The following is a 22,326-nucleotide window of genomic DNA, read 5'->3' as shown; positions in this document are numbered from 1 at the left end:
GTTCTCCTAACGCGTTGTTGTTCTGTTTTAGTTTGTTATACACCTATTATTTGGTGCGATTTGCTTTTTCTTCAAGGCCTGACAGACCAAAACGTCGTGCCAGTTCCTCTAAAACCTGTTCCGGTGACACATCTAAGTGCTTTAACGCCACCATGGTATGGAACCAAAGATCAGCAGTTTCGTAGATTAGCTCCGAATTGTCACCACTCTTTTCTGCATCTTTAGCCGCAAGGATGGTTTCAGTCGCCTCTTCACCCACTTTCTCTAAGATTTTATTTAACCCTTTAGAGTAAAGACTGGCTACATAACTCGAGTCAGCTGACGCCCCTTTACGTTCTTCAAGAATAGCGGACAGTTCGCCAATAACGTTATTCACCTTTGGTATCCTCTTTCGCATACAGCAGCGCTGGATCCTTCAGCACGTCCGTTTCAACTTGCCATTCGCCGGTCTCACTATTGAGCTTACGGTAAAAACAGCTACGACGACCTGTATGACAAGCCACTTCGCCAATTTGTTCAACGCTCAACTGAATGACATCTGCATCACAGTCCAAACGGATCGCGTGCAGCTGCTGAACATTACCCGACTCTTCACCTTTACGCCAAAGCTTTTGACGCGAACGCGACCAATAAATGGCACGCCCTTCGGCCACACTCAACTCTAATGACTCGCGGTTCATCCAAGCGACCATTAGGTTTTCACCGGTTTTGTAATCTTGAGCGATCGCCGGTACTAAACCACGATCATCCCACTTAATTTCATCTAACCAAGACATCTCTCTTTCCTATGCCCGCCACACAAGCAGCCAAGCCAAACCGGCTGGCAGCCAAGCATAACCGGGTAGGGATTCTACCCAAGCCAATACGGCCGGCTCTGCCAATGCTGTCGCAGCTGCTAAAGTGGCTGCCAACAGTAGGGTACGGCGTGTATTACGTGATCGCTGCTCTTGCGCTTGCTGCAAAGCCAGCATGCGTTGGTACTCTAACTCACCCGCTTGACGGTTTTGTTGCAAGTTATCAAATACCAGTTGTGGAATTTGCGGTAACTTCTCAATCCAATCCGGTGCCTGCTGCTTGATATTCTTGATCATCGCTTTGACACCCATACGCTCTTTCATCCAGTTCTCTAGATAGGGTTTACCCGTTTTCCAAAGATCCAATTCTGGATAGAGCTGCCGACCCAGCCCTTCAATATTGAGCAAGGTTTTTTGTAGAAGAATCAGCTGAGGTTGCACGACCATATTAAAGCGACGCGCCGTCTGAAACAGTCCTAACAGCACCATTCCAAAGGATATGTCCTTCAATGGCTTTTCAAAAATCGGCTCACAAACACTGCGAATAGCGGTCTCGAAAGCGTGAACATTGGTATCAGCAGGTACCCAACCGGAGTCGATGTGTAGCTGTGCCACCAAACGGTAGTCGCGCTGGAAGAAGGCCAAAATATTACGGGCCAGGTAGCTCTGATCTTCAGGTGAAAGCGATCCCACAATACCAAAATCAACGGCAATGTATTGTGGGTCGTCAGGATTTTCACGCGACACAAAGATATTGCCTGGGTGCATATCAGCATGGAAAAAACTGTCACGGAAGACTTGGGTAAAGAAGATCTCTACGCCACGTTCAGCCAGCTTCTCCATATTGGTACCCTGAGCTTGCAAAGCGTCGACATCCGCTACAGGAATACCGGATATACGCTCCATCACCATGACGCTTTGACGCGTGAAGTCCCAATAAACTTCGGGCACGTAAAGAATATCTGAGTCGGCAAAGTTACGTCTTAGCTGAGTCGCATTGGCCGCCTCTTTACGCAGATCGAGCTCATCAAAGATGGTCTGCTCGTACTCTTCAACCACCTCAACGGGGCGCAGGCGCTTACCCTCGGACCAAAGATTCTGCACCATACGAGCCATGACATAGAGCAGCGCAACATCTTGGCGGATCACACGCTCAATACCAGGGCGAATCACCTTAACAACGACAGCACGGCCATCTTTCAGTCGGGCTGGATGAACTTGGGCAACGGATGCCGAGGCTAGGGGTTCGGCATCGAACTCTGCAAAAAGCTCATCGACACTGGCACCCAGTTGTTTCTCTATCAACTTACGCGCTTGTGCGCCTTCGAACGGAGGCACTCGATCCTGCAGAAGTGCCAACTCATTGGCGAGATCTGGCGGCAGCAAGTCACGTCGGGTTGATAGGGTCTGTCCAAACTTAATAAATACAGGACCTAAAGCGATCAATGCGCCGCGTAAACGCGCCTCAGAGCTGCCGTTGGCACGGAAGAAGAGACGCCAAGGCAAAAGCGTAACCACAAGGCGAAGGTACCAAGGCAAGCGGGTCGTGTTGATGAAGGTATCAAGACGAAAACGGGCGATAACCCAATAAATTTTGATGATTCTAAGAATGCTTTGCACGAAACGGCCGCCAGCACTGATCGATAATGAAGCGGCTATTATGCCACCTTAGAGGAGTATAAAAAAACAACTGCTCCAAAAGGAGCAGTTGTTAGAAGGTTATTGTGCCTTTATTGAGCGTTGCGCTCTTTCTCGATTAGGTGTTCTGCCACTTTCAACATGTTGGCGTGTGAGCCCGTTAGAGTAGAGGTGACTAAGTATTTACCGTTAACGATGATGCTGGGTACACCCTGAATCTGGTATCCACGGACACGCGCATCACTCTGCTTCAACTGCATGCCAACCGCAAAGGAATTGTAGGTCTTAAGGAAGTCCTGTTTCGACACGCCATGCTCTTCAAATACTTCAGCGATATCTTCTGGGCTGCGGAAACGACGACGTTCAACATGAATCGCATCAAACATCGCTTGGTGAACCTTATCTTTAACGCCCAATAGCTTACCTACGTAATATGCACGAGCGAGCGGCTCCCAACTGCGGCCAAACACAACCGGCATATTTTCAAACGTCACATCGTCTGCAAGCTTCTGGCTCCAAGCGTGAAGCATCGGCTCAAAGGCATTACAGTGCGGACAAGAGTAACCAAAGGCCTCAACCACCTCGATTTTGCTCGCATCCGCTGTCGGTACAGGCTGCTTAAGAACGGTGTAGTGCTCACCCGCTTTCCACTCTGTCGCATGAGCAAGTGTGGCGCCAAGCGACAAAACGGCAACAGCAAACAGATTGAATGAACGTCTTAACATGATTTAGTTCCTTGGAATTTATCTTTAATAACTAAAGTAATGGTCATGGCTGAATTGAAGCTGAAATCAAAAAAGGCAGCCGAAGCTGCCTCTTTATAGAAGTCTACGATTACTCGTATAGACCCTGGATGTAAGCGGCTACCGCTTTCATTTCGTTCTCTTTCATGTTCGCAGCGATCGTACGCATCATCGCGTTTGGATCGTTGTTACGCTCACCTGAGTAGAACTTCTTAAGCGTGCTCTCAGTGTATTGAGCGTGCTGACCCGCTAGAGCTGGGTAGCCTGCAGACGTAATGCCTTTACCTGCAGGACCGTGACAGGCAGTACACGCTGCAACGCCACTCTCTGGGTTACCTGCGCGGTAGATCTTCTGACCAAGCTCAACCAGTGCTGGATCTGCCTGACCACCAACCATCGTTTTACCCGCGTAGTGAGCGGCAATCGCAGCAAGCTCATCATCGCTCATCGCATCAAGAAGACCGGTCATTTCAGGAATAGCACGTGCACCTGACTTGATCTCTTTAAGCTGCTTTAGCAGGTATGGCTGGCCTTGGCCGGCAATCTTAGGAAAGTTACCCACCATACTGTTACCATCAGCACCGTGACAGCCAGCACATACAGCCGTTAATTGAGCGACATCTGCCGCATTCGATCCGCTAACCAGACCAACGCTGATCAACATTCCGAGTAATACTTTTTTCATGGCTCTCTACCCACATTTCATCTTTGAAAAGTTTGAAACCAGTGGTGCTGGCTTCGTCGAATCCGTTCAACGCGCTCGTTTTTTTCACTTTTGGTGGTTACGAGTTGACGACAGCGCTAAAATTGCGGTGCATTATAAACCTAATCATCTATAACGAAAACCGATAAACCCCGTACTTATATAGTACTAAAGGCCAGATATGACTGAAGAGTTAGAACAAATTCATTACAACACAGCACGTTTTCTTATAAGCGCAGCAAAACTCAGTCAGTGTCCAGAGGATGTCGGTGCAGAAGTTGCTTTCGCTGGGCGCTCCAATGCCGGCAAGTCGAGTGCCATTAACTCGCTAACCAATCAAAACAGTTTAGCGCGCACCTCAAAAACACCAGGTCGCACCCAGCTGATCAACTTTTTCGATCTGAATGTCGAAGGTGTGCGCATTGTCGACCTTCCTGGTTATGGCTATGCGAAAGTGCCGATCGCAATGAAAGAGCACTGGCAAAAGCATCTCGATGACTACCTACAGCGCCGTCAATGTCTGCGCGGGGTGGTACTGGTGATGGATATCCGCCATCCGATGAAAGAGTTCGATGAGATGATGATCGACTGGTGTGAATCTACGGGCGTGCCACTGCACATTCTGCTCACCAAAGCCGACAAGCTAAAACGCGGCCCAGCTCAGGCTACGTTGTTGAAAATTAAGAAAGAGACCAAAGAGCGTCTGGCCGACAAAGTCAGCGTACAGGTCTTTTCAGCACTGAAGAAAACGGGCGTTGATCAGCTACGTAACCGTTTAGACAGCTGGCTATTGCCAGAGCCGTTCGACGCAGAATAGAGCTAATTGTGTGAATGGGGGCAAGCTTAGTGCGCTTGCTCCCAGTTATCCCCGACACCCACTTCGACCAACAGCGGCACACTCAATTCAGCGGCCGACTCCATTAGACGTTTAATCTCAGCATTAAATGCATCAACCTGATCTACAGCCACTTCAAAGACCAATTCATCGTGCACCTGCATGATCATTCTGGCATCAAAGCCGCTTTCTGTTAGCCAAGCATCTACCGCCAACATAGCGCGCTTAATGATATCGGCGGCGGTACCCTGCATCGGAGCGTTGATCGCAGTCCGTTCAGCCCCTTGGCGCAACATTGGGTTACGGGCGTTGATCTCTGGCAAGTAGAGACGGCGACCAAAGATGGTCTCAACGTACCCCTGCTCGCGCGCCATGTCGCGGGTGCTCTCCATGTAGTTTTGGACACCTGGGTAGGTTTCGAAATAGTGCTCAATGTAGGTCTGCGCCTCTTTACGCGACGTACCCAACTGCTTGGCCAAACCAAACGCAGACATACCGTAGATCAAGCCGAAGTTGATCGCTTTGGCACTGCGGCGCTGATCGGTGCTGACCTCATCCGGTGAGACCTTAAAGACCTCGGCAGCCGTCGCTTTGTGAATGTCATCGCCATTGGCAAAGGCATTGACCAATCCCGCATCGCCAGAGAGGTGCGCCATAATGCGCAGTTCGATCTGTGAATAGTCGGCCGCCACCATGCGGTAGCCCTCTGGAGCGACAAAGGCGTGTCGGATGCGTCGACCTTCGGCCGTTCTAACCGGAATATTCTGCAGGTTCGGGTCAGTCGAAGAGAGACGTCCTGTAGCCGTCACCGCTTGATGGTATGAGGTATGCAGACGACCCGTATTGGGATCAACCATCGTCGGCAGCTTGTCCGTGTAGGTCGATTTCAATTTGGTTAGACCGCGGTGCTCAATAATCAGCTTGGGCAGTGGGTACTCCAGCGCCAACTCTTGCAGCACCTCTTCTGCCGTCGACGGGGCGCCTTTCGGAGTCTTCTTAATCACCGGCAGCCCCTGCTTTTCAAACAGAATGGTCTGCAGTTGTTTAGGTGAGGATAGATTAAACGGCTCGCCCGCCGCTTCAAACGCGTCGTTCTCTAACACCTTAAGGCGCTGCTCGATCTCAGCACTCTGTTGCGCCAGCAGTACCGATTTAATCAGCGCACCGTTGCGTTCAATGCGTGACAGAACCGGAATCAGTGGAATCTCGATCTCGTCTAGAATCGGTTTCACCGAAGGCACTTCATTTAGAGCTTGCTGCAAGGTCTCATGCAGACGCCACGTAATATCGGCATCTTCAGCGGCATAAGGGGCGGCCTGCTCTATCTCGATCTGATTAAAGGTCAGTTGCTTCTTGCCTTTACCGGCCAAGGATTCAAAGCTGATGGTACTCTCATCTAGATAGAACTTAGCCAAACTGTCCATATCATGGCGTGTCGCGGTGCTGTTCAGTACATAGGATTCCAGCATGGTATCGGCTGATACGCCCTGAACATTGATGCCATATCGCGCCAGCACATTCATATCGTACTTAATGTGCTGACCCACTTTATTGAGGGAGGCATCCTCGAGCAGCGTTTTAAGCTCAGCTAACGCCCAATCAAAATTAACTTGCTCCGGCACGCCGACGTAATCATGGCCCAGTGGCAAGTAGGCCGCTTTGCCCTCTTCACAACAGAATGAGACACCCACTAACTGAGCTTGCATGTAGTTTAGGCTGGTCGTCTCGGTATCAAAGGCAAAGGTGCCCGCAGCGCGCAGTTTGGCAAACCACGCAGAGGCCGTCGCCTGATCCAAAATGGTTTCGTAGTGGCGTTCAACACTGGGCTTAGGAGCAACGGGCTCGTTTGAAGGCGCAGAGTCTTCAACAGCTTGCCCATCGGGGCCCTCTAATAGCGCCACCCATGAGCGGAACTCGTAATCCTTAAACAGCTCAATCAACGAAGCGTTATCAGGTTGCGGAAGGTGCACATCCGATAGAGAGATCGACAGTTCAACATCCGTTTTAATAGTCGCTAACAGATAAGAGAGCTCAGCCGCTTCACGATGCTCTTCAAGTTTCTTGGCCATGGTTTTAGAGCCACGGAAGGTTAGATCGGCAATCTTATCGAGATTTTGGTAGAGGTCACTGATACCGCCAATACCTTGCAGAAGCGCCAGTGCTGTCTTCTCGCCCACGCCAGGCACACCTGGAATGTTATCGACCTTATCGCCCATCAGAGCCAGATAATCGATGATCAATTCTGGGGGAATACCAAACTTTTCGACCACCCCGTCGCGATCCATCTTAGTGTCAGTCATGGTGTTGATTAGGGTGACCTTATCATCGACCAACTGCGCCATATCTTTATCGCCCGTTGAGATCACAACCTCTAAATTGTGCGCTTCGGCCTGGCGCGCCAGTGTACCGATCACATCATCCGCTTCGACGCCCTCTTCCACCAACAGTGGCAATCCCATTGCCTTAATAATGTTGTGAACCGGCTCAATTTGCTCACGCAGATCATCGGGCATCGGAGGACGCTGTGCTTTGTATTCAGGATAGATCTCATCACGGAAGGTTTTACCCTTAGCATCGAAGATGACCGCCACAGGAGAGTTTGGATAACTCTTTAGCAGACTGCGCATCATTGAGGTGACCAGTCGCACCGCACCGCTTGGACGTCCGTCGGATGTTCTTAAATCAGCCTGTTGTGACGCAAAGAAGGCGCGGAACAGATAAGAGGAGCCATCAACGAGAACTACGGGGGCTTTTGTGTCGGTCATAATAAGATATCTATTGTATTTTTAAGCAAGGCACACAATCATAGACAAAAGCGCTGCTGCACCCAAGCTTTAGCAGCAGATAGCCCCTGATCATTGAGAACCAACCATGGCTGTATACACTCAGGTGTCTGACACCGACCTCGACAAACTGCTCGCTGATTTTGATATTGGCCAGGCCGTGGCACTTAAAGGCATTGACGGTGGTATTGAAAACACCAACTTTTTCTTAACAACAGAAAAGAGCGGCCAGCAGGCGGAGTATGTACTCACTCTCTTTGAAGAGCTTGACAGAGATGAGGCACCTTTCTTTGTTGAACTGGGCAGCTGGCTAGCGAAACGTAATGTTCCCGTCTCTTATGCCATCGAAGATCGCAATGGCATTGGTCTGAAACAGATCTCAAAAAAACCGGCCATTATTCAACCGCGATACCCCGGTGCACACCTAAAACGCGAGCTTATGACGGCCAATCATTGTGCTCAAATCGGCACAGCCCTTGCACACTACCACCAAGCCTCTAAGGATTTTTATCTAAAGCGTCAGGCACACCGTGGGGTATTTTGGTGGCGCAGAGAGAGTGAACGACTCGCGCCTTTTATCGATTCAGAGTCTCGTGATCTGCTATCCGAAGAGGTCGCTCGGTTTGATGAGCTACGCGACACCTACACCAACCTGCCGATGGGCATTACCCATGGCGATCTTTTCCATGACAACGCGCTGTTCCATGAGGATAAGCTGACGGCAATTCTGGATATCTACAATGCGGCAACCGCCTACTGGCTCTATGACCTTGCGATTGTCGCCAATGATTGGTGTCTGGATGAGAATCTGCAGATTGATCCGGTGAGAGAGCAAGCGCTGTTAAAAGCCTATTCAGCGATTCGCCCCTTTAGTGCAGAAGAGCATGAGGTTTGGCCGCAGCTGACTCGTACCGCCGCGATGCGTTTTTGGCTATCACGCCTTGAGCCTTGGGTTGATGCCCAGCAAGGCAACGGCAGCGATAAGACACTGAAAGACCCTGATGAGTTTAAACAGGTGCTGATGCACCGAATTAAATCGCCGAGTCAGCTGTAGGAACGAATTTCTACATTTAAAAGATAGTGGTGTCAGACCGGAGGTCAGACACCTGTGAGGAACCGGTGGGTCTGACCTCTGGTCTGACCCATCTATCTATGCCAGTGATAATAAAGCTTCCGCCAACTTAATCTCGTCGTAGCGATCTGTGCGTTCAGGATTAGCCAGATCAACATCCAAAAGCTGAATGCCACGCTTACCAAGCCAGTTTAGAAACTCTGCATCAATGCCACTCAACAGTGTGGAATCGGTCAGCAGAATATCGATACAGCGCTCCGATCCACCTTGAAAACCACCGCCTGCATCTCGAGCAACAAATCGTTCCAACTGCTCAACCTGCTCCTGCAAGGTCATACCAAACTGCTCAGGATCCATACCTAAATTTGGGACATACACTTTGCTGGCAGGGTTATCCATGATCGCTTTACCCACCCCTTTGGGGAGTAGGTTAGCCAGAATACTGCTATAGAAACTACCGGGCGGGAAGACGACCAGATCTGCTGAATTGATCCAACCTCTCTCTTGATCAGCCAAATGCGATTCCGTGCCCTGCGGCAAATGCAGATCAAGTAAGGCGATACGCTCATTTAATGGCTGGGACTCTTTTCCTGTCATCCGATGCTGCCCGATGATCTCTCGCCCACTCTCTGTCGTCACTTTCAGTTCACCGCACTCGTCCGTAACAGTGCGTACTTGGCCTCTAACATGAACCAGACGACTAAACAGCAGAGCAATAGGATCTAATGATCGATTATGGCTCAGGTAGCCCCCCGCCAATATCAGATTACCAATACTGGCTCGCCTGAAGTCAAAATCCTTGGGGGCTGACTCAAGAAAGTAGTTTAAAAAATCACAAATAATGCTCTGAACTGGCTCGGGAATGGACTGAACGCGCCTGTCGTTGCGTTGTTGCATCGCCTCGACCCTTGCACGTAATAACGACTGTGATTCATCGGTCGGCAGGCGGTACGCAAACAGCTCGATCACTTCAGGGTGACCGGCGAGTGAAGCGTCAGCTAACGCCATCATGCGGGAGCGCAAATCGCCAACAGCAGGCATATCAAATGCGTTTCGCAACACAGCGGAGCTGCCGCCAGAGTCATAGGGAGTCACTAAATGAATAGAGTTATGGGTATAGCGTTTGAGAATCTGCGAAAAGCCATTCAACGCAGTGCCACCGCTAAAAAAAAGCAACTTAGGCCCGGTATCAGGGTTGGCTTGATACTCAGCCAAACGGGCAGTCGTATGGTCAGCAGATAAGGGCATTCACTACTCAATAAAGGTGGATATGTCATCCCAGTGTAAGTTTGCTGCGTAGGAATGCCAAGACTCCCATAATAATTATGCGTATACTGTACGCCCATTCAGTAATTTCTCTTTTTGAGCAGTGCGGCACTATGGATGTAACTCACATTATCGACTCCCTCAACGATGCGCAGCGTGAAGCGGTTACCGCGGATATCAGCAACCTTCTGGTGCTGGCCGGTGCAGGATCAGGCAAGACGCGTGTCTTGGTTCACCGAATCGCTTGGTTGATAGAAGCCGAGCAGATTTCACCCTATTCGATATTGGCGGTTACCTTTACCAATAAAGCGGCTAAAGAGATGCGTGGACGTATCGAGAGCCTGCTCAACGTCAATGTGCATGGCATGTGGGTCGGTACTTTCCACGGCTTGGCGCACCGACTGCTTCGCTCGCACTGGCAAGAGGCCGGGCTGCGTGAGAACTTCCAGATCATGGACTCCGATGACCAGTTACGTTTGGTTAAACGCATCTCTAAGGAGATGGGATTAGACGATTCACGCTGGCCGCCGAAACAGATTCAGTGGTACATCAATGCACAGAAAGATGAAGGGCTACGCAGTAAACATCTAGAGCGCACCGGTGACCTGGTACAAGACACCTTAATACGTGTCTATGAGGCGTATGAACAAGCCTGTGATCGCGGCGGCATGATCGATTTTGGTGAACTCCTGCTGCGCTGCCTTGAACTGCTGCGTGATAAGAACCCACAACTGCTGCAGCACTACAAAGAGCGCTTCCGTTACGTCTTAGTAGACGAGTTCCAAGACACCAACGCCATTCAGTACGCTTGGTTGCGCCTGCTCTGTCAGGGTGAACACAAACTGATGGCCGTGGGCGATGACGATCAGTCGATTTACGGCTGGCGTGGCGCACGTATTGAGAACATTCAAAACCTTGAGGCACACTTTGGTGGGCTTAAGACCATCAAGTTAGAGCAGAACTACCGCTCGACAGACAACATTCTGTCTGCGGCCAATGCCGTCATTCGCAACAACTTTGGACGACTGGGTAAGGAGCTGTGGACCGAGGGCAATCAAGGCGATCCTATCAGCCTCTACGCAGCCTTTAATGAACAGGATGAAGCGCGATTCATTGTCGATCGCATCGCACAGTGGGTATCGGATGGTAATCGTCGTGACGAGAGCGCCATTCTCTACCGTTCCAACGCACAATCCCGTGTGCTTGAGGAGATGCTGATCCGTGCCGCAATTCCCTATCGCATCTATGGCGGCCAACGATTCTATGAGCGTTTAGAGATTAAAAATGCCCTCGCCTACCTGCGCCTAATAGCCAACCGCGATGACGATACGGCGATGGAGCGCGTCATTAACGTGCCAACCCGAGGCATCGGCACCCGCACCATTGAAGAGGTACGCGATTACGCGCGAAGCCAAGGCATATCAATGTGGCGAGCCTCGAACGAGATTATCGAGCATAAGAAACTACCTGCACGTGCCGGCAATGCACTGCAGGCCTTCTTAGATCTGGTCAATCAGTTGACGGTTGATACAGAAGAGGCATCCCTGCAGGAGCGGACAGAACATACCATTCGCTTCTCTGGACTGATTGCTCACCATGAAAAAGAGAAAGGTGAAAAAGCTCAATCACGCATCGAAAACTTAGAAGAGCTAGTGACCGCAGCGCGCCAGTTTGAGCAGCAGTGGTCCCAGGAGGAGAACCCTGAGTTCCCTTCCGTGCTGGCAGCCTTTCTTGATCAAGCTGCACTGGATGCCGGTGAATCACAGGCGGATCCCAATACCGACAGCGTTCAACTGATGACACTGCACTCAGCGAAAGGCTTGGAGTTCCCGCTGGTCTTCCTATGCGGTATGGAAGAAGGCTTGTTCCCACACAGCATGTCGGCCGAAGAGCCCGGACGTTTAGAAGAGGAGCGCCGCCTCTGTTATGTAGGCATTACGCGTGCCATGCAGAAACTCTACATGACCTATGCTGAGTCCCGCCGACTTCATGGCCAAGACAACTACAACCGCCCTTCACGCTTCATTCAGGAGATTCCATTGGAGTTGATAGAAGAGGTGCGCCTGAATGCTAGCGTTCGCCGACCGCTTTCGAGTGGCTCGGATATGGAGGTCAGCTTCACACCACAATCCGCTTTTGCCAGCGAAGTGCCCGACACTCAACTCAGTCTAGGCCAGAGGGTCAACCACCCTAAATTTGGTGATGGCATGGTCATAAACTTCGAGGGGTCCGGACCGAAAGCCCGAGTACAGGTGAACTTCGACTATGAAGGCACCAAATGGCTGGTCGTTGGTTTTGCTAATCTTACGACGCTGTGAGCAAAACATTTCAGTTTGTTTAAAGAAAAATTACACCTGTGTAACATTCTTGTAACAAAAGTGTATTTAAATAGCGTCAACTTAAATTAGCGACTACTTTAAGTAGTGGTAAATCAATGAACCAAGCAAGAGGAGCTTCTCTTGGAAATCAAAGATATGAATAAGCTTGATAAAGCGACAGCATCTAACCGTGGCGATGTTATGCGCATCGGTTACGCCCTACTCTTCCTAGTAGGTATTGTTCTCTTTATCTCAGCACAAGTTGGGGATATCCCAGGAAGTTACATCCTTGTCATTGCCGCAATGATCGGTGGTTACATGGCAATGAACATCGGCGCTAACGACGTAGCCAATAACGTCGGCCCAGCAGTAGGTTCAAAGGCGCTTACCCTAACAGGCGCTATTATTATCGCGGCTATCTTTGAAGCATCTGGTGCTTTAATTGCAGGCGGTGACGTAGTCAGCACAATTAAAAAAGGGATCATCAACCCTGAAGTGATTGGCGATGCCGATACTTTTATCTGGTTGATGTTAGCCGCACTACTCGCCGGTGCGTTATGGCTTAACCTAGCAACGGCTGTTGGTGCTCCTGTCTCTACTACTCACTCTATTGTTGGTGGTGTATTGGGTGCTGGTATCGCTGCAGGCGGTTTTGGTATTGCTAACTGGGACAAGATGGGCGCGATCGCAGCAAGCTGGGTGATCTCACCTGTACTTGGCGGTCTGATTGCAGCTGGTTTCCTATACCTAATCAAACGCACCATTACTTATAAGTCGGACATGCGTGTTGCAGCTAAGAAGATGGTACCTCTGCTGATCATGTTGATGGCTTGGGCATTCTCGACTTACCTAGCACTTAAAGGCGTTAAGAAGCTGATCAAACTCGATTTTGTGACAGCTCTTCTAATCGGTCTAGCCATTGCGGTTGTTATCTACTTCATTGTTAAAGGTCTGGTTGCTAAAGCAGCTGACCGCTTGGATAACGACAAAGCGGGTGTTAACAAACTGTTCACCATTCCTCTAATCTTCGCTGCAGCACTTCTAAGTTTCGCACACGGTGCAAACGACGTTGCAAACGCCATTGGTCCACTAGCGGCGATCAACGATGCGATCGTTAACCACGGCATTTCAACGAAAGCAGCAATCCCACTTTGGGTCATGATGATCGGTGCTCTAGGTATCGCGTTGGGTCTAGCACTATTTGGTCCAAAACTGATCAAAACTGTTGGTTCTGAGATTACTGAGTTGGATCAGACACGTGCATTCTCTATCGCTATGGCGGCAGCGATCACGGTTATCATCGCTTCTCAGCTAGGTCTTCCAGTCTCTTCAACTCACATTGCTGTGGGCGGTGTATTCGGTGTGGGCTTCCTTCGTGAGTACTTGAAATCAAGCCACGCACGCATGATCAACGAGATCAAATCGCACCACCAAGGCGCCGATCAAGAGGAAGTAGAAGAGTTTCTTGCTAAGTTTGAAAGTGCATCAATCGATGACAAAGCTAAAATGCTTAAGCAACTTAAGAAGAAAACAGCCTCTGCAGAGCTGAGCAAAAAAGAGCGCAAGCAGCTTAAGAAAGCTTACAAACAGGAGTTGGTTAAGCGTTCAGCTGTTTACAAAATTGCCGCTGCATGGATTATTACAGTTCCAGCATCAGGTACATTGGCTGCGATTCTGTTCTACGTAATCCGTGGAATCATGGTCTAATAAACGCCAAACTATCCATCAAAAAGCCCCTTCGTGGGGCTTTTTTGCGTCTTATATTTATCATTAAATTGTCATAAACGCTTCACAGAGTTGTAACAAAGCAAGCGCCTAATAGTTATCAAAGAGGTAAGCGACAGCCTACCGACTGATTTAGAAACTAAGGAGTTTGAAATGTTCCTACGACTCGCAACAACAGCTGCTACTTTAACCGCTCTAATGAGCACTCCAGCAATGGCCCGAGATAACGTGAGCATCGCTGGTTCATCTACCGTTCTTCCATTCGCAACAATCGTTGCTGAGCGTCTAGGTCGTAACCCAGCGTTCAACACACCTGTTGTTGAATCAGGCGGTTCTTCTGTTGGTAAAAAAGGCGTTTGTGACGGCATCGGTACTGAGTTCATCGATATCGGTAACGCTTCTTCACGCATGAAGAGTGGCGAACTAGAGTACTGTGATGCAAACGGCGTGAAGATCACTGAGATCAAAGTCGGCTACGACGGTATCGTATTTGCTAACTCTAAAGACGCTGCTCAACTAGAGATCTCTCGCTCAGACCTTGGTAAAGCCTTAACAGCTAAAGTGGCCGTTAACGGTGAGCTAGTTGATAACCCATTCAAAACTTGGAAAGACGTTAACCCAGCGCTTCCAAATGTTGCAATCCGTGTCTACGGTCCACCAACGACTTCTGGTACTCGTGCATCATTCGCTGAAATCATCAACGAAAAAGCGTTCTGTAAAAAAGACGACGAGATGAAAGCAGCACTAAAAGCAGCAGGCAAAAAAGCAAAGTCTTGTCGTGCGATGCGTACTGACGGTGCGTACATCGAAGCTGGCGAGCAGGACAACCTGATCGTTCAAAAGCTGCAAGAAGACTCAGAAACTTTCGGTATTTTCGGTTTCTCTTACCTTGATCAGAACTCTGACACTCTACAGGGTGCGAAACTGGATGGCGTAGCACCAACATTCGAAGCGATTGCTGACGGTTCTTACAAAGCATCACGCGCACTGTTCATGTACGTTAAACACCAGCACGTTGGTGTTGTACCAGGCATTGCTGAGTACATGACTGAGTGGACTAAACACTGGGACGAAGATGGCATCCTAGCGGACGCAGGCATGATCCCAATGCCAACTGCAGAACGTGAAGAGATGGCTGCTCGCATGACAGCACTGCCAGTTCTTACTGCTGATGCTCTTAAGTAACCCAATCCTAGATTGAAATTAATCCGGCCTGTATTACAGGCCGGATTTTGCAGCATTTGAGATACTGAAATGACACTGACTTCGTTGCTAATTATTTTAACAGTCATCAGTCTCGCCTTTTACTTCATAGCTAAAAGGACGGTTCTTATCGCTCGATCAAATGGGCAGGTATTCCACTCACTTCCGAACTACTATGGCCTTTGGGCTGGCTCTTTAGCCTTCTTCCCAGCGGTTGTTGTATTGATTCTCTGGTCTATCATCGATATTCAGCTGTTCCAGAGCTGGGTGCGTGATTTCTATCCTCCTGAAATCCTTGCTGCCGGTGGCTCACAAGCCATTGTGGCGCTCGCCAAGGTAGAAAACATAGTCGCAGGCATCCGTTTTGGTGAACCTGAAGCATGGGTTCTGCAAGCAGGAGATGCTTGGATTGGCTGGGCTGCAACCTCTACGATGCTGAAATCAGCCGTGGTATTAGGCCTAGCAACTGTGTGTGGTCTAATCGCTTACCGTCAGATCGATTCCGATTTTCGTGCACGTAACGGTGTAGAAAAGCTGATCTCATACGGTCTGATTGCAGCATCGACTATCGCGATACTAACAACCATTGGTATCGTACTGTCTGTACTGTTTGAAACCATTCGATTCTTCCAACTGGTACCGCCAACTGATTTCATCTTTGGTACCGAGTGGAACCCTCAATTCGAAGGCGCAGAGCGCGCTGGATCGGGTGGAGGTGAAGCTAAATACGGTATGCTTCCGATGTTTGCCGGCACCTTATTAATCTCATCTATCGCGATCATCGTTGCAGTGCCTGTCGGTCTAGCCAGTGCGGTCTATCTAGCAGAGTATGCATCACCCAAAGTACGCTCTACTGTTAAACCGCTTCTTGAGATTCTTGCCGGCGTACCCACTGTGGTTTATGGCTTCTTCGCAGCCTTAACTGTTGCACCTGCTATCAAAGGGTTGGGGGAATCATTAGGTCTTACTGTTGCGTCTGAATCAGCACTCGCGGCAGGTCTCGTCATGGGCGTTATGATCATTCCATTCGTCTCATCACTTTCAGATGACGTGATTAACGCTGTACCTCAATCACTTCGTGATGCAGCTTACGGACTGGGCTCAACAAAAAGCGAGACGACTCGCCAAGTAGTTCTTCCTGCGGCCCTACCGGGTATTGTTGCGGCCGTCATTCTTGCGGTGTCTCGTGCAGTCGGTGAGACCATGATCGTAGTAATGGCTGCGGGCCTAGCGGCTAACCTTTCGTTCAACCCTCTCGATGCTGTCACAACGGTGACATCTCAGATCGTTACAATTCTGGTCGGTGACCAAGAGTTTGAGTCGGCGAAAACACTATCAGCATTTGCGCTATCTACGATGCTGATTATTTTGACCTTGGGTCTAAACTTCTTCGCCCTTCAAATTGTTAAGAAGTACAGGGAACAATATGACTAACAAGGCATTCAAAGGCCTCTCACCTCAAGAGGCGACTGCGCGCGTTGAAGCGTCACTTAAACAACGTCGCAAGAAAGAGAAGCGCTTTCGTCTGATGGGCTTATCGGCTGTTGGCTTAGCGTTAACATTCCTAGTCATTCTGTTCTCGGGCATCTTAACGAAAGGCTTGCCAGGTATGTTCCAGCACTACGTTCAGCTGGATGTGGTATTGGACAAAGCGCGTCTTGACCCACAAGGTGATATGTCAGATGCCTCGCTTTTCTCGGGCGATGCCGACAAAATTATTTTGGAAGCCTCACTGGCCTCTATTGGTGAAGAGGGAGGCCGAAAAACCAAGAAGGCCCTTCGTAAGATGGTCTCTTCGGGTGGCTCACAGCGCCTGATCGATTTCGTAAAGGCGAACCCTGAACTGATGGGGACAACCCAAACGATTAAGTTTGCTGTGGATGATGATATCGACTCGTTCCTGCGTGGATTCATTAAACGTGAGACCCCAGAAAAGGATCGTCGAATCAACGACTTCACCATTGAGATCGTAGATAAGTGGCAAGAAGCCGGTTTAATCAGCTACGAGTTAAGTGACTACCTGTTCTTCGGTTCTGCATCGCGTGATGCAGAGATGGCAGGCATCAAAGGAGCGCTTTTTGGATCGCTCCTGACCCTGGCTATCTGTGTCAGCATCGCCTTCCCTCTTGGGGTTGCAGCAGCCGTCTATCTTGAAGAGATTGCTCCGAAAAACCGCTGGACTGAGATCATTGAGATCAATATCAACAACCTAGCGGCAGTGCCTTCAGTGGTGTTCGGTATCATGGGCTTGGCGATCTTCATCGTCACCTTTGGTATGCCACGATCTATTCCGCTAGTGGGCGGTATCGTACTGGCACTGATGACTCTGCCGACGATTATCATCTCCTCGCGCGCGGCGATTCGTGCAGTACCGCCGAGTATTCGTGATGCCGCACTGGGTATTGGCGCGTCGAAAATGCAGACCATTTTCCACCATGTCATCCCATTGGCGATGCCGGGTATGCTGACGGGTACCATCATTGGTATGGCGCAAGCTCTAGGTGAGACCGCACCACTGTTGATGATTGGTATGGTCGCCTTCATTGTTGATATTCCTGGTGGCTTTACCGACCCTGCGACAGTATTACCGGTTCAAATCTTTATGTGGGCTGACTTTGCAGAGCGAATGTTTATTCAGAAAACCAGTGCTGCAATCATCGTACTACTGGCCTTCCTTATCACGATGAATGCTGCTGCAATCTTGCTTCGTAAGAAGCTAGAGCGTCGTTGGTAAGCGAAAAAATGAACGAATCTAAAGACTTAAACAATTCAACGGACAAGAAGATGGAAAACAGTAATATCAAAACGACGGGTAATGTGTTTGTTGAAAACCCGCGCATGACTGCTCGTAATGTTGACGTTTACTACGGCGACAAACATGCCATCAATGATGTCACCATCGATATTGGTGAGCAGGAAGTCATTGCTTTCATCGGCCCATCCGGCTGTGGTAAATCAACCTTCCTTCGTACCTTGAACCGTATGAACGATACCATCGATATCTGTCGAGTAGAGGGTACTATCGCATTGGATGGCCAGGATATTTACGCGCCATCCGTGGACGTTGTACCACTTCGTGCGCGTGTCGGCATGGTTTTCCAAAAGCCAAACCCATTCCCTAAATCGATCTACGACAACATTGCTTACGGTCCTCGTATTCATGGCTTAACGAAAAGCAAAAGTGAATTGGACGACATCGTAGAGTCAGCACTAGAGAAAGCGGGCCTTTGGAACGAAGTTAAAGATCGTCTAGATCAACCGGGTACAGGCCTATCGGGCGGTCAACAGCAGCGTCTATGCATCGCACGCGCTATTGCGGTAAGCCCAGAGGTCATTCTTATGGATGAGCCTTGTTCCGCACTGGACCCTATTGCGACAGCAAAGGTTGAAGAGTTGATCGAAGAGCTTAAAAGTCAGTACACCATCGTTATCGTCACGCACTCAATGCAACAGGCAGCGCGTGTCTCTGATCGTACAGCCTACTTCCACCTGGGTGATCTGATTGAGGTGGGTAATACTGAACAGATCTTCACCAACCCATCACACCAGCTAACGCAGGATTACATTACAGGCCGTTTTGGTTAGAGCAGAAATTCAATTCGCATATCGATGCCGTACTGTTTACAGAAAGACTCTTCCCGCTCCAGATCCGCAATCAGGAGTGGATATTCATCACTGACCTCTGCATCTAATGAGAGGGTGAGTCGTTCGCCATCGAATTCAATTTTAGGTACTTCAGGGTACTCGCTGCTTCGACTTAGGTGCCAGATAACAGAGATACGTAAAATCAGAATCAACGCGATGGCATGTTTTTTGGATAGCATGCCAAGGTTGGTCACTAGGGACTTTTTAATCTTTTTACGATGCAATCGAACCATTAGCGCGACCAGCTTTTGCTGGTCGAAACTAAAACCGGCTAGGTTTGAATGCTCTAAAATATAGGCTGAATGCTTCTGCAAACCACTTGAATTTAGGTTTAGTCCTACCTCATGTGTCAGTGCCGCATATTGCAGGTAACGACGAGTAAAAACCGGAAGTCGTAATTCTGGAGCTAACTGCCGCCAAAGTTTCGTTGCGGTATCACTGACTCGCTCCGCATGCTTGGTATCAACGTGGTAACGTGCCATCAATGAGCGAATCGCACGCGTTCTAGTATCCTGCTGATCACCCGATGACGCCGTAAACTCTCCCAGCAAACCTTCACGTAACGCACCAGAGGAAAACTTGGCTTGCTCAATCTCGAGGCTAGAGAAAACGGCATCTAGAATCGCCAAACCACCAGCGAAAATCTGCAATCGTTGCTCACTAATGCCTTTTACAACTTTACTGGATAACTCATTTTTGACGACTAATTTACGTAAGGCTTTTATCGATTTAGCGGAAATCTCTTTCGGATCATAGCCCAAGTTTTCACTGGCTGTCGCTATCGCTTGTGCTGAACCTGAAGTACACCGGACTTGATTCCAACCGATGGATGCAAAGAGGGCAGAAAAGCGTTCCAGCTGCTGTTGCGCATAGAGCTTCGCTTTTTTATAAGAGGCCTTATCAACGCCTTTACTGAAGAAGGCCTCGGTAAAACTCACCGAACCCATAGTATGAGAGCGACCTAATTCCAAGCTATTCTCACGACCGAGTGCAACCTCAGTGGACCCGCCACCAATATCAATGACCAAGGTGTTACCCGCTAAGTGCTCTGAACTTGAAACACCCAAATGAACCAGGCGAGCCTCTTCTTGACCACTGATAATCTCGATGGGGTATGGAAAGACTTGTCTAGCAGAGGCAAGAAATTCACTGCGATTCTTAGCAATTCGCAAGGTGTGTGTACCGACCACGCGCACAGTACAGTTTGGAAAGGGCGTTAGTTGTTCAGCAAATGTCTTGAGTACTGCGACTCCTCGTTCGATAGCCTCTTCAGAGAGGTTATTTTTAGCGTCTAAACCCTCAGCCAAGCGAACACGCTCTTTGTGTTTAAAAAGGGGCTGCACATCATCGTGAAGTTGACGCACGACCAACATGTGAAAACTATTAGAACCTAGATCAATCGCTGCAAAGTGTCGTGATTCAGATTCAGAGTTATGCTTGTCGTTCACGAGAGCGCTCCAGCTGTTTTAAGTAGTCGTAAATCGCCATCTGTGAGCGTATTTTCTTACGATTGCCACGAGTTACATAATGATTGGCCTGCTCCGGGTCTAAGGCTCTAGCCTTAGTGTTATCTCGCCATTGTAGGTCGAGCTGGTCCTTAATGAGCTTACGAACATTTTTATCCAAAATTGGGCAACCGACTTCAATTCGGTGGTCGATGTTGCGAGTCATCCAGTCAGCAGAAGTTAAAAACATCTTTCGTTTACCACCAGCATAAAACAGTGACACACGAGCATGCTCAAGATAGCGATCGACAATACTGATGATTTTGATATTGTCACTCACGCCTGGTATACCGGCTAAAATGTTACACATTCCGCGAACAATTAGACGTATTTTGACTCCCGCCTGGCTCGCTTCATAAAGTTTATTAGAGAGTCCTTCGTCGACTAGATTATTCACTTTCAAAAAGATCTCGGCACGGTTGCCATTGCGTGCCGCTTCAATCTCATCATCAATCAATTGATTGATTGGGTCACGGCTGTAATTTGGACTAACTTGAAGATGTTTGAACTTGAAATTTTTGTAAGGATTGATAATAAAATCAAAGACTTTATCGAGCTCTTCTGTAATCTCAGGTCGTTTAGTAAACAGACCAAAATCAGTGTAAATTCGAGCAGTTTTCTCGTTCAAGTTACCCGTACTGATGTAACCATAAGCAACCTCTTCACCCTCCTCTTCTCGGACGACGTGAATTATTTTTGCATGACACTTAAGTGAGGCAACACCAAACTCAACAACAACCCCTGCCTCAGTAAGTTCACGTGCCCATTCAATATTCGCCTCTTCATCAAATCGTGCACTGAGTTCGACAATGACAATCACTTTTTTACCGTTCTTAACAGCCTCGATCAGTGATTTGAGAATCTGACTATTGTTCGCTACTCGATAAACCGTTACCTGTATCTGCTTAACAGCGGGATCGAACGACGCCGCACGCACAAAATCAGTCAAATAACGAAATTTATAGTAGGGGTAGTGGAGCAGAATGTCCTCTTTAGAGATCGCTTCGAATACATTCGATGCACTATCAAATTGATGACTATTCAGAGCCGAGAGCTTTTCGTTCTCTAGATAGCGAGGACCAACATTTGGAAAATTAATAAAGTCTTTAAAGTTTCGATAACGTCCGCTCGCAGTGGTTTCCGCATCGGGTTGTAGCCCCAAATTCTCACACATGAAGTCAAACATGTAATCAGGCATCATTTCGTCATAGACCAGTCGCACAGGCCTATTCGTATCACGCTGTTTGATGCCTTGAGACATTTTCTCTAGTAGGGATAACTCAACATCACGCTCTAAGTCATAATCCGCATCTCGCGTCACCTTAACGGCAAACATTTCGGTCGAGTCAAAATCGATAAATCCATCAAAGATATCGTCAACGCAATAGCGAATGGCGTTATCGAGCACGATGATTGGCTTTCGCCGCTGACCTTTGATTCGAGGCAGTTGGATAAATCGGTTGGTTTTATCAGAAGGAATTTCAAGAAGTGCATACTGAACTGAAGTCCCTTTTTTTAGGGCACACATCAGGTACGCATCTTCGTCATTCATGACGCTAGCAAGCTTGGTGTTCTCATTCACTAAGATGGGTGTGATGTGGTGCAGGACCTCATCTCGGAAGTATTTCCGTAACCAGCCACCCTCTTTCTCGTTCAACTGATCGTTATTGATCAGAAAGATATTGCGACGGGCGAGTCCCTTGATGACATCAATGTGGATGTCATTAAAACGATCTGCGAGAGTTTGTACCTTCTCATTCACTAGATGTAACAGATTTTCAGCCGACATCCCTTTGGGTTCGACCTTGCCTAGTTGCTCAAGACGTAGGCGACGGTGCAAGTCTGCAACCCGAACTCTGAAAAACTCATCTAAATTGCTGGAGTAAATACCCAAAAAACGGACACGCTCAATGATGGGTACGTTTACATCCGCAGCTTCCTGCAGTACGCGTTCATTGAACGATAACCAACTTAACTCTTTTTCAATTAACTGCATTGCGTGTCCATTGGGCTTATCTCAACAGCCTAAAAAGCTGATTTCTTTGATAATCATAAGTTTTATCGCAAGGTAAGCCTACCCTTTAGAGATATATTTT

At 48.7% G+C, this 22,326-nt stretch carries 17 protein-coding genes; 8 read left to right on the top strand and 9 right to left on the bottom strand.

The genetic code is table 11. The annotated features are described in order from the left end of the window. Nucleotides 1-46: 46 nt before the first annotated feature. From XMM312_RS04380 to XMM312_RS04360, 5 genes are all read right to left on the bottom strand, one after another. The gene (locus XMM312_RS04380) at nucleotides 47-376 is read right to left on the bottom strand and encodes a phosphoribosyl-ATP diphosphatase (protein ID WP_173481853.1); all 330 of its coding nucleotides are present in this window, start codon (nucleotides 374-376) and stop codon (nucleotides 47-49) included. Continuing rightward, the gene (hisI, locus tag XMM312_RS04375; protein WP_173481852.1) at nucleotides 369-776 is read right to left on the bottom strand and encodes a phosphoribosyl-AMP cyclohydrolase; all 408 of its coding nucleotides are present in this window, start codon (nucleotides 774-776) and stop codon (nucleotides 369-371) included. The genes XMM312_RS04380 and hisI overlap by 8 nt, the downstream gene beginning before the upstream one ends. A gap of 9 nt (nucleotides 777-785) precedes the next feature. Continuing rightward, nucleotides 786-2,414, bottom strand: coding sequence for a ubiquinone biosynthesis regulatory protein kinase UbiB (gene ubiB / locus XMM312_RS04370; RefSeq protein WP_173481851.1), 1,629 nt, complete (start codon nucleotides 2,412-2,414; stop codon nucleotides 786-788). A gap of 110 nt (nucleotides 2,415-2,524) precedes the next feature. Then, nucleotides 2,525-3,157, bottom strand: a complete 633-nt coding sequence (locus XMM312_RS04365) for a thiol:disulfide interchange protein DsbA/DsbL (protein ID WP_173481850.1) — start codon at nucleotides 3,155-3,157, stop codon at nucleotides 2,525-2,527. A gap of 109 nt (nucleotides 3,158-3,266) precedes the next feature. Further along, nucleotides 3,267-3,860 carry a cytochrome c gene (locus tag XMM312_RS04360; protein ID WP_173481849.1) on the bottom strand — a complete coding sequence of 198 codons (594 nt, stop codon included), beginning with the start codon at nucleotides 3,858-3,860 and terminating at the stop codon, nucleotides 3,267-3,269. A gap of 199 nt (nucleotides 3,861-4,059) precedes the next feature. Between XMM312_RS04360 and yihA the strand changes: the two genes are divergently transcribed. Further along, nucleotides 4,060-4,695, top strand: coding sequence for a ribosome biogenesis GTP-binding protein YihA/YsxC (gene yihA, locus XMM312_RS04355; RefSeq protein WP_173481848.1), 636 nt, complete (start codon nucleotides 4,060-4,062; stop codon nucleotides 4,693-4,695). Between the two features lie 26 nt (nucleotides 4,696-4,721). Here the strand turns inward: yihA and polA are convergent, their stop codons facing one another. After that, nucleotides 4,722-7,478: a DNA polymerase I gene (gene polA, locus XMM312_RS04350; RefSeq protein ID WP_173488764.1), complete on the bottom strand. Its 2,757-nt coding sequence runs from the start codon at nucleotides 7,476-7,478 to the stop codon at nucleotides 4,722-4,724. Nucleotides 7,479-7,584: 106 nt separating this feature from the next. Between polA and XMM312_RS04345 the strand changes: the two genes are divergently transcribed. Beyond that, a complete protein-coding gene (locus XMM312_RS04345) occupies nucleotides 7,585-8,550 on the top strand; it encodes a homoserine kinase (protein ID WP_173481846.1) in 966 nt (321 codons plus the stop codon). Between the two features lie 96 nt (nucleotides 8,551-8,646). Here XMM312_RS04345 and XMM312_RS04340 read toward each other — a convergent pair whose 3' ends face one another. Further along, the gene (locus XMM312_RS04340) at nucleotides 8,647-9,816 is read right to left on the bottom strand and encodes a GAK system CofD-like protein (protein ID WP_173488763.1); all 1,170 of its coding nucleotides are present in this window, start codon (nucleotides 9,814-9,816) and stop codon (nucleotides 8,647-8,649) included. Nucleotides 9,817-9,947: 131 nt separating this feature from the next. On the opposite strand from XMM312_RS04340, the gene uvrD reads away from it, so the two are divergent. The 6 genes from uvrD (at nucleotide 9,948) to pstB (ending at nucleotide 18,665) form a co-directional block, all read left to right on the top strand. Then, nucleotides 9,948-12,152: a DNA helicase II gene (gene uvrD, locus XMM312_RS04335; RefSeq protein WP_173481844.1), complete on the top strand. Its 2,205-nt coding sequence runs from the start codon at nucleotides 9,948-9,950 to the stop codon at nucleotides 12,150-12,152. A 156-nt stretch (nucleotides 12,153-12,308) separates the two neighbouring features. Beyond that, nucleotides 12,309-13,859 carry an inorganic phosphate transporter gene (locus tag XMM312_RS04330; RefSeq protein WP_217363589.1) on the top strand — a complete coding sequence of 517 codons (1,551 nt, stop codon included), beginning with the start codon at nucleotides 12,309-12,311 and terminating at the stop codon, nucleotides 13,857-13,859. Between the two features lie 171 nt (nucleotides 13,860-14,030). Then, nucleotides 14,031-15,062 carry a substrate-binding domain-containing protein gene (locus XMM312_RS04325; RefSeq protein ID WP_173481842.1) on the top strand — a complete coding sequence of 344 codons (1,032 nt, stop codon included), beginning with the start codon at nucleotides 14,031-14,033 and terminating at the stop codon, nucleotides 15,060-15,062. A 69-nt stretch (nucleotides 15,063-15,131) separates the two neighbouring features. Continuing rightward, on the top strand, nucleotides 15,132-16,514 hold the full coding sequence (gene pstC / locus XMM312_RS04320; protein WP_173484184.1) for a phosphate ABC transporter permease subunit PstC: 1,383 nt from the start codon (nucleotides 15,132-15,134) through the stop codon (nucleotides 16,512-16,514). Next, nucleotides 16,507-17,814 (top strand): phosphate ABC transporter permease PstA, encoded by a 1,308-nt coding sequence (gene pstA / locus XMM312_RS04315; protein WP_173484185.1) that lies wholly within the window; start codon nucleotides 16,507-16,509, stop codon nucleotides 17,812-17,814. The genes pstC and pstA overlap by 8 nt, the downstream gene beginning before the upstream one ends. Nucleotides 17,815-17,864: 50 nt before the next feature. Continuing rightward, entirely contained in the window at nucleotides 17,865-18,665 is an 801-nt protein-coding gene (pstB, locus tag XMM312_RS04310; protein WP_254442847.1) for a phosphate ABC transporter ATP-binding protein PstB, read from the top strand. Here pstB and XMM312_RS04305 read toward each other — a convergent pair. Both XMM312_RS04305 and ppk1 read right to left on the bottom strand, forming a co-directional pair. Continuing rightward, complete coding sequence (locus XMM312_RS04305; protein WP_173481838.1) at nucleotides 18,662-20,173, bottom strand: exopolyphosphatase; 1,512 nt, start codon at nucleotides 20,171-20,173, stop codon at nucleotides 18,662-18,664. The genes pstB and XMM312_RS04305 overlap by 4 nt on opposite strands. Continuing rightward, nucleotides 20,157-22,226, bottom strand: coding sequence for a polyphosphate kinase 1 (gene ppk1, locus XMM312_RS04300; RefSeq protein WP_173481837.1), 2,070 nt, complete (start codon nucleotides 22,224-22,226; stop codon nucleotides 20,157-20,159). Before ppk1 ends, XMM312_RS04305 begins: the two co-directional genes overlap by 17 nt. Nucleotides 22,227-22,326: the final 100 nt, after the last annotated feature.

The sequence above is a fragment of the Marinobacterium sp. xm-m-312 genome, assembly GCF_013283295.1.
In the GTDB taxonomy this organism is placed as follows: domain Bacteria; phylum Pseudomonadota; class Gammaproteobacteria; order Pseudomonadales; family Balneatricaceae; genus Marinobacterium_E.
This window is presented reverse-complemented; position numbering and strand designations above follow the sequence as displayed.

Excerpts from the sequence above, each read along its gene's own strand:
- hisI (WP_173481852.1), bottom strand. The coding sequence starts at position 776 with ATGTCTTGGTTAGATGAAATTAAGTGGGATGATCGTGGTTTAGTACCG.
- XMM312_RS04365 (WP_173481850.1), bottom strand. The coding sequence starts at position 3,157 with ATGTTAAGACGTTCATTCAATCTGTTTGCTGTTGCCGTTTTGTCGCTT.
- XMM312_RS04360 (WP_173481849.1), bottom strand. The coding sequence starts at position 3,860 with ATGAAAAAAGTATTACTCGGAATGTTGATCAGCGTTGGTCTGGTTAGC.
- yihA (WP_173481848.1), top strand. The coding sequence starts at position 4,060 with ATGACTGAAGAGTTAGAACAAATTCATTACAACACAGCACGTTTTCTT.
- polA (WP_173488764.1), bottom strand. The coding sequence starts at position 7,478 with ATGACCGACACAAAAGCCCCCGTAGTTCTCGTTGATGGCTCCTCTTAT.
- XMM312_RS04345 (WP_173481846.1), top strand. The coding sequence starts at position 7,585 with ATGGCTGTATACACTCAGGTGTCTGACACCGACCTCGACAAACTGCTC.
- XMM312_RS04340 (WP_173488763.1), bottom strand. The coding sequence starts at position 9,816 with ATGCCCTTATCTGCTGACCATACGACTGCCCGTTTGGCTGAGTATCAA.
- uvrD (WP_173481844.1), top strand. The coding sequence starts at position 9,948 with ATGGATGTAACTCACATTATCGACTCCCTCAACGATGCGCAGCGTGAA.
- XMM312_RS04330 (WP_217363589.1), top strand. The coding sequence starts at position 12,309 with ATGAATAAGCTTGATAAAGCGACAGCATCTAACCGTGGCGATGTTATG.
- XMM312_RS04325 (WP_173481842.1), top strand. The coding sequence starts at position 14,031 with ATGTTCCTACGACTCGCAACAACAGCTGCTACTTTAACCGCTCTAATG.
- pstC (WP_173484184.1), top strand. The coding sequence starts at position 15,132 with ATGACACTGACTTCGTTGCTAATTATTTTAACAGTCATCAGTCTCGCC.
- pstA (WP_173484185.1), top strand. The coding sequence starts at position 16,507 with ATGACTAACAAGGCATTCAAAGGCCTCTCACCTCAAGAGGCGACTGCG.
- pstB (WP_254442847.1), top strand. The coding sequence starts at position 17,865 with ATGGAAAACAGTAATATCAAAACGACGGGTAATGTGTTTGTTGAAAAC.
- ppk1 (WP_173481837.1), bottom strand. The coding sequence starts at position 22,226 with ATGCAGTTAATTGAAAAAGAGTTAAGTTGGTTATCGTTCAATGAACGC.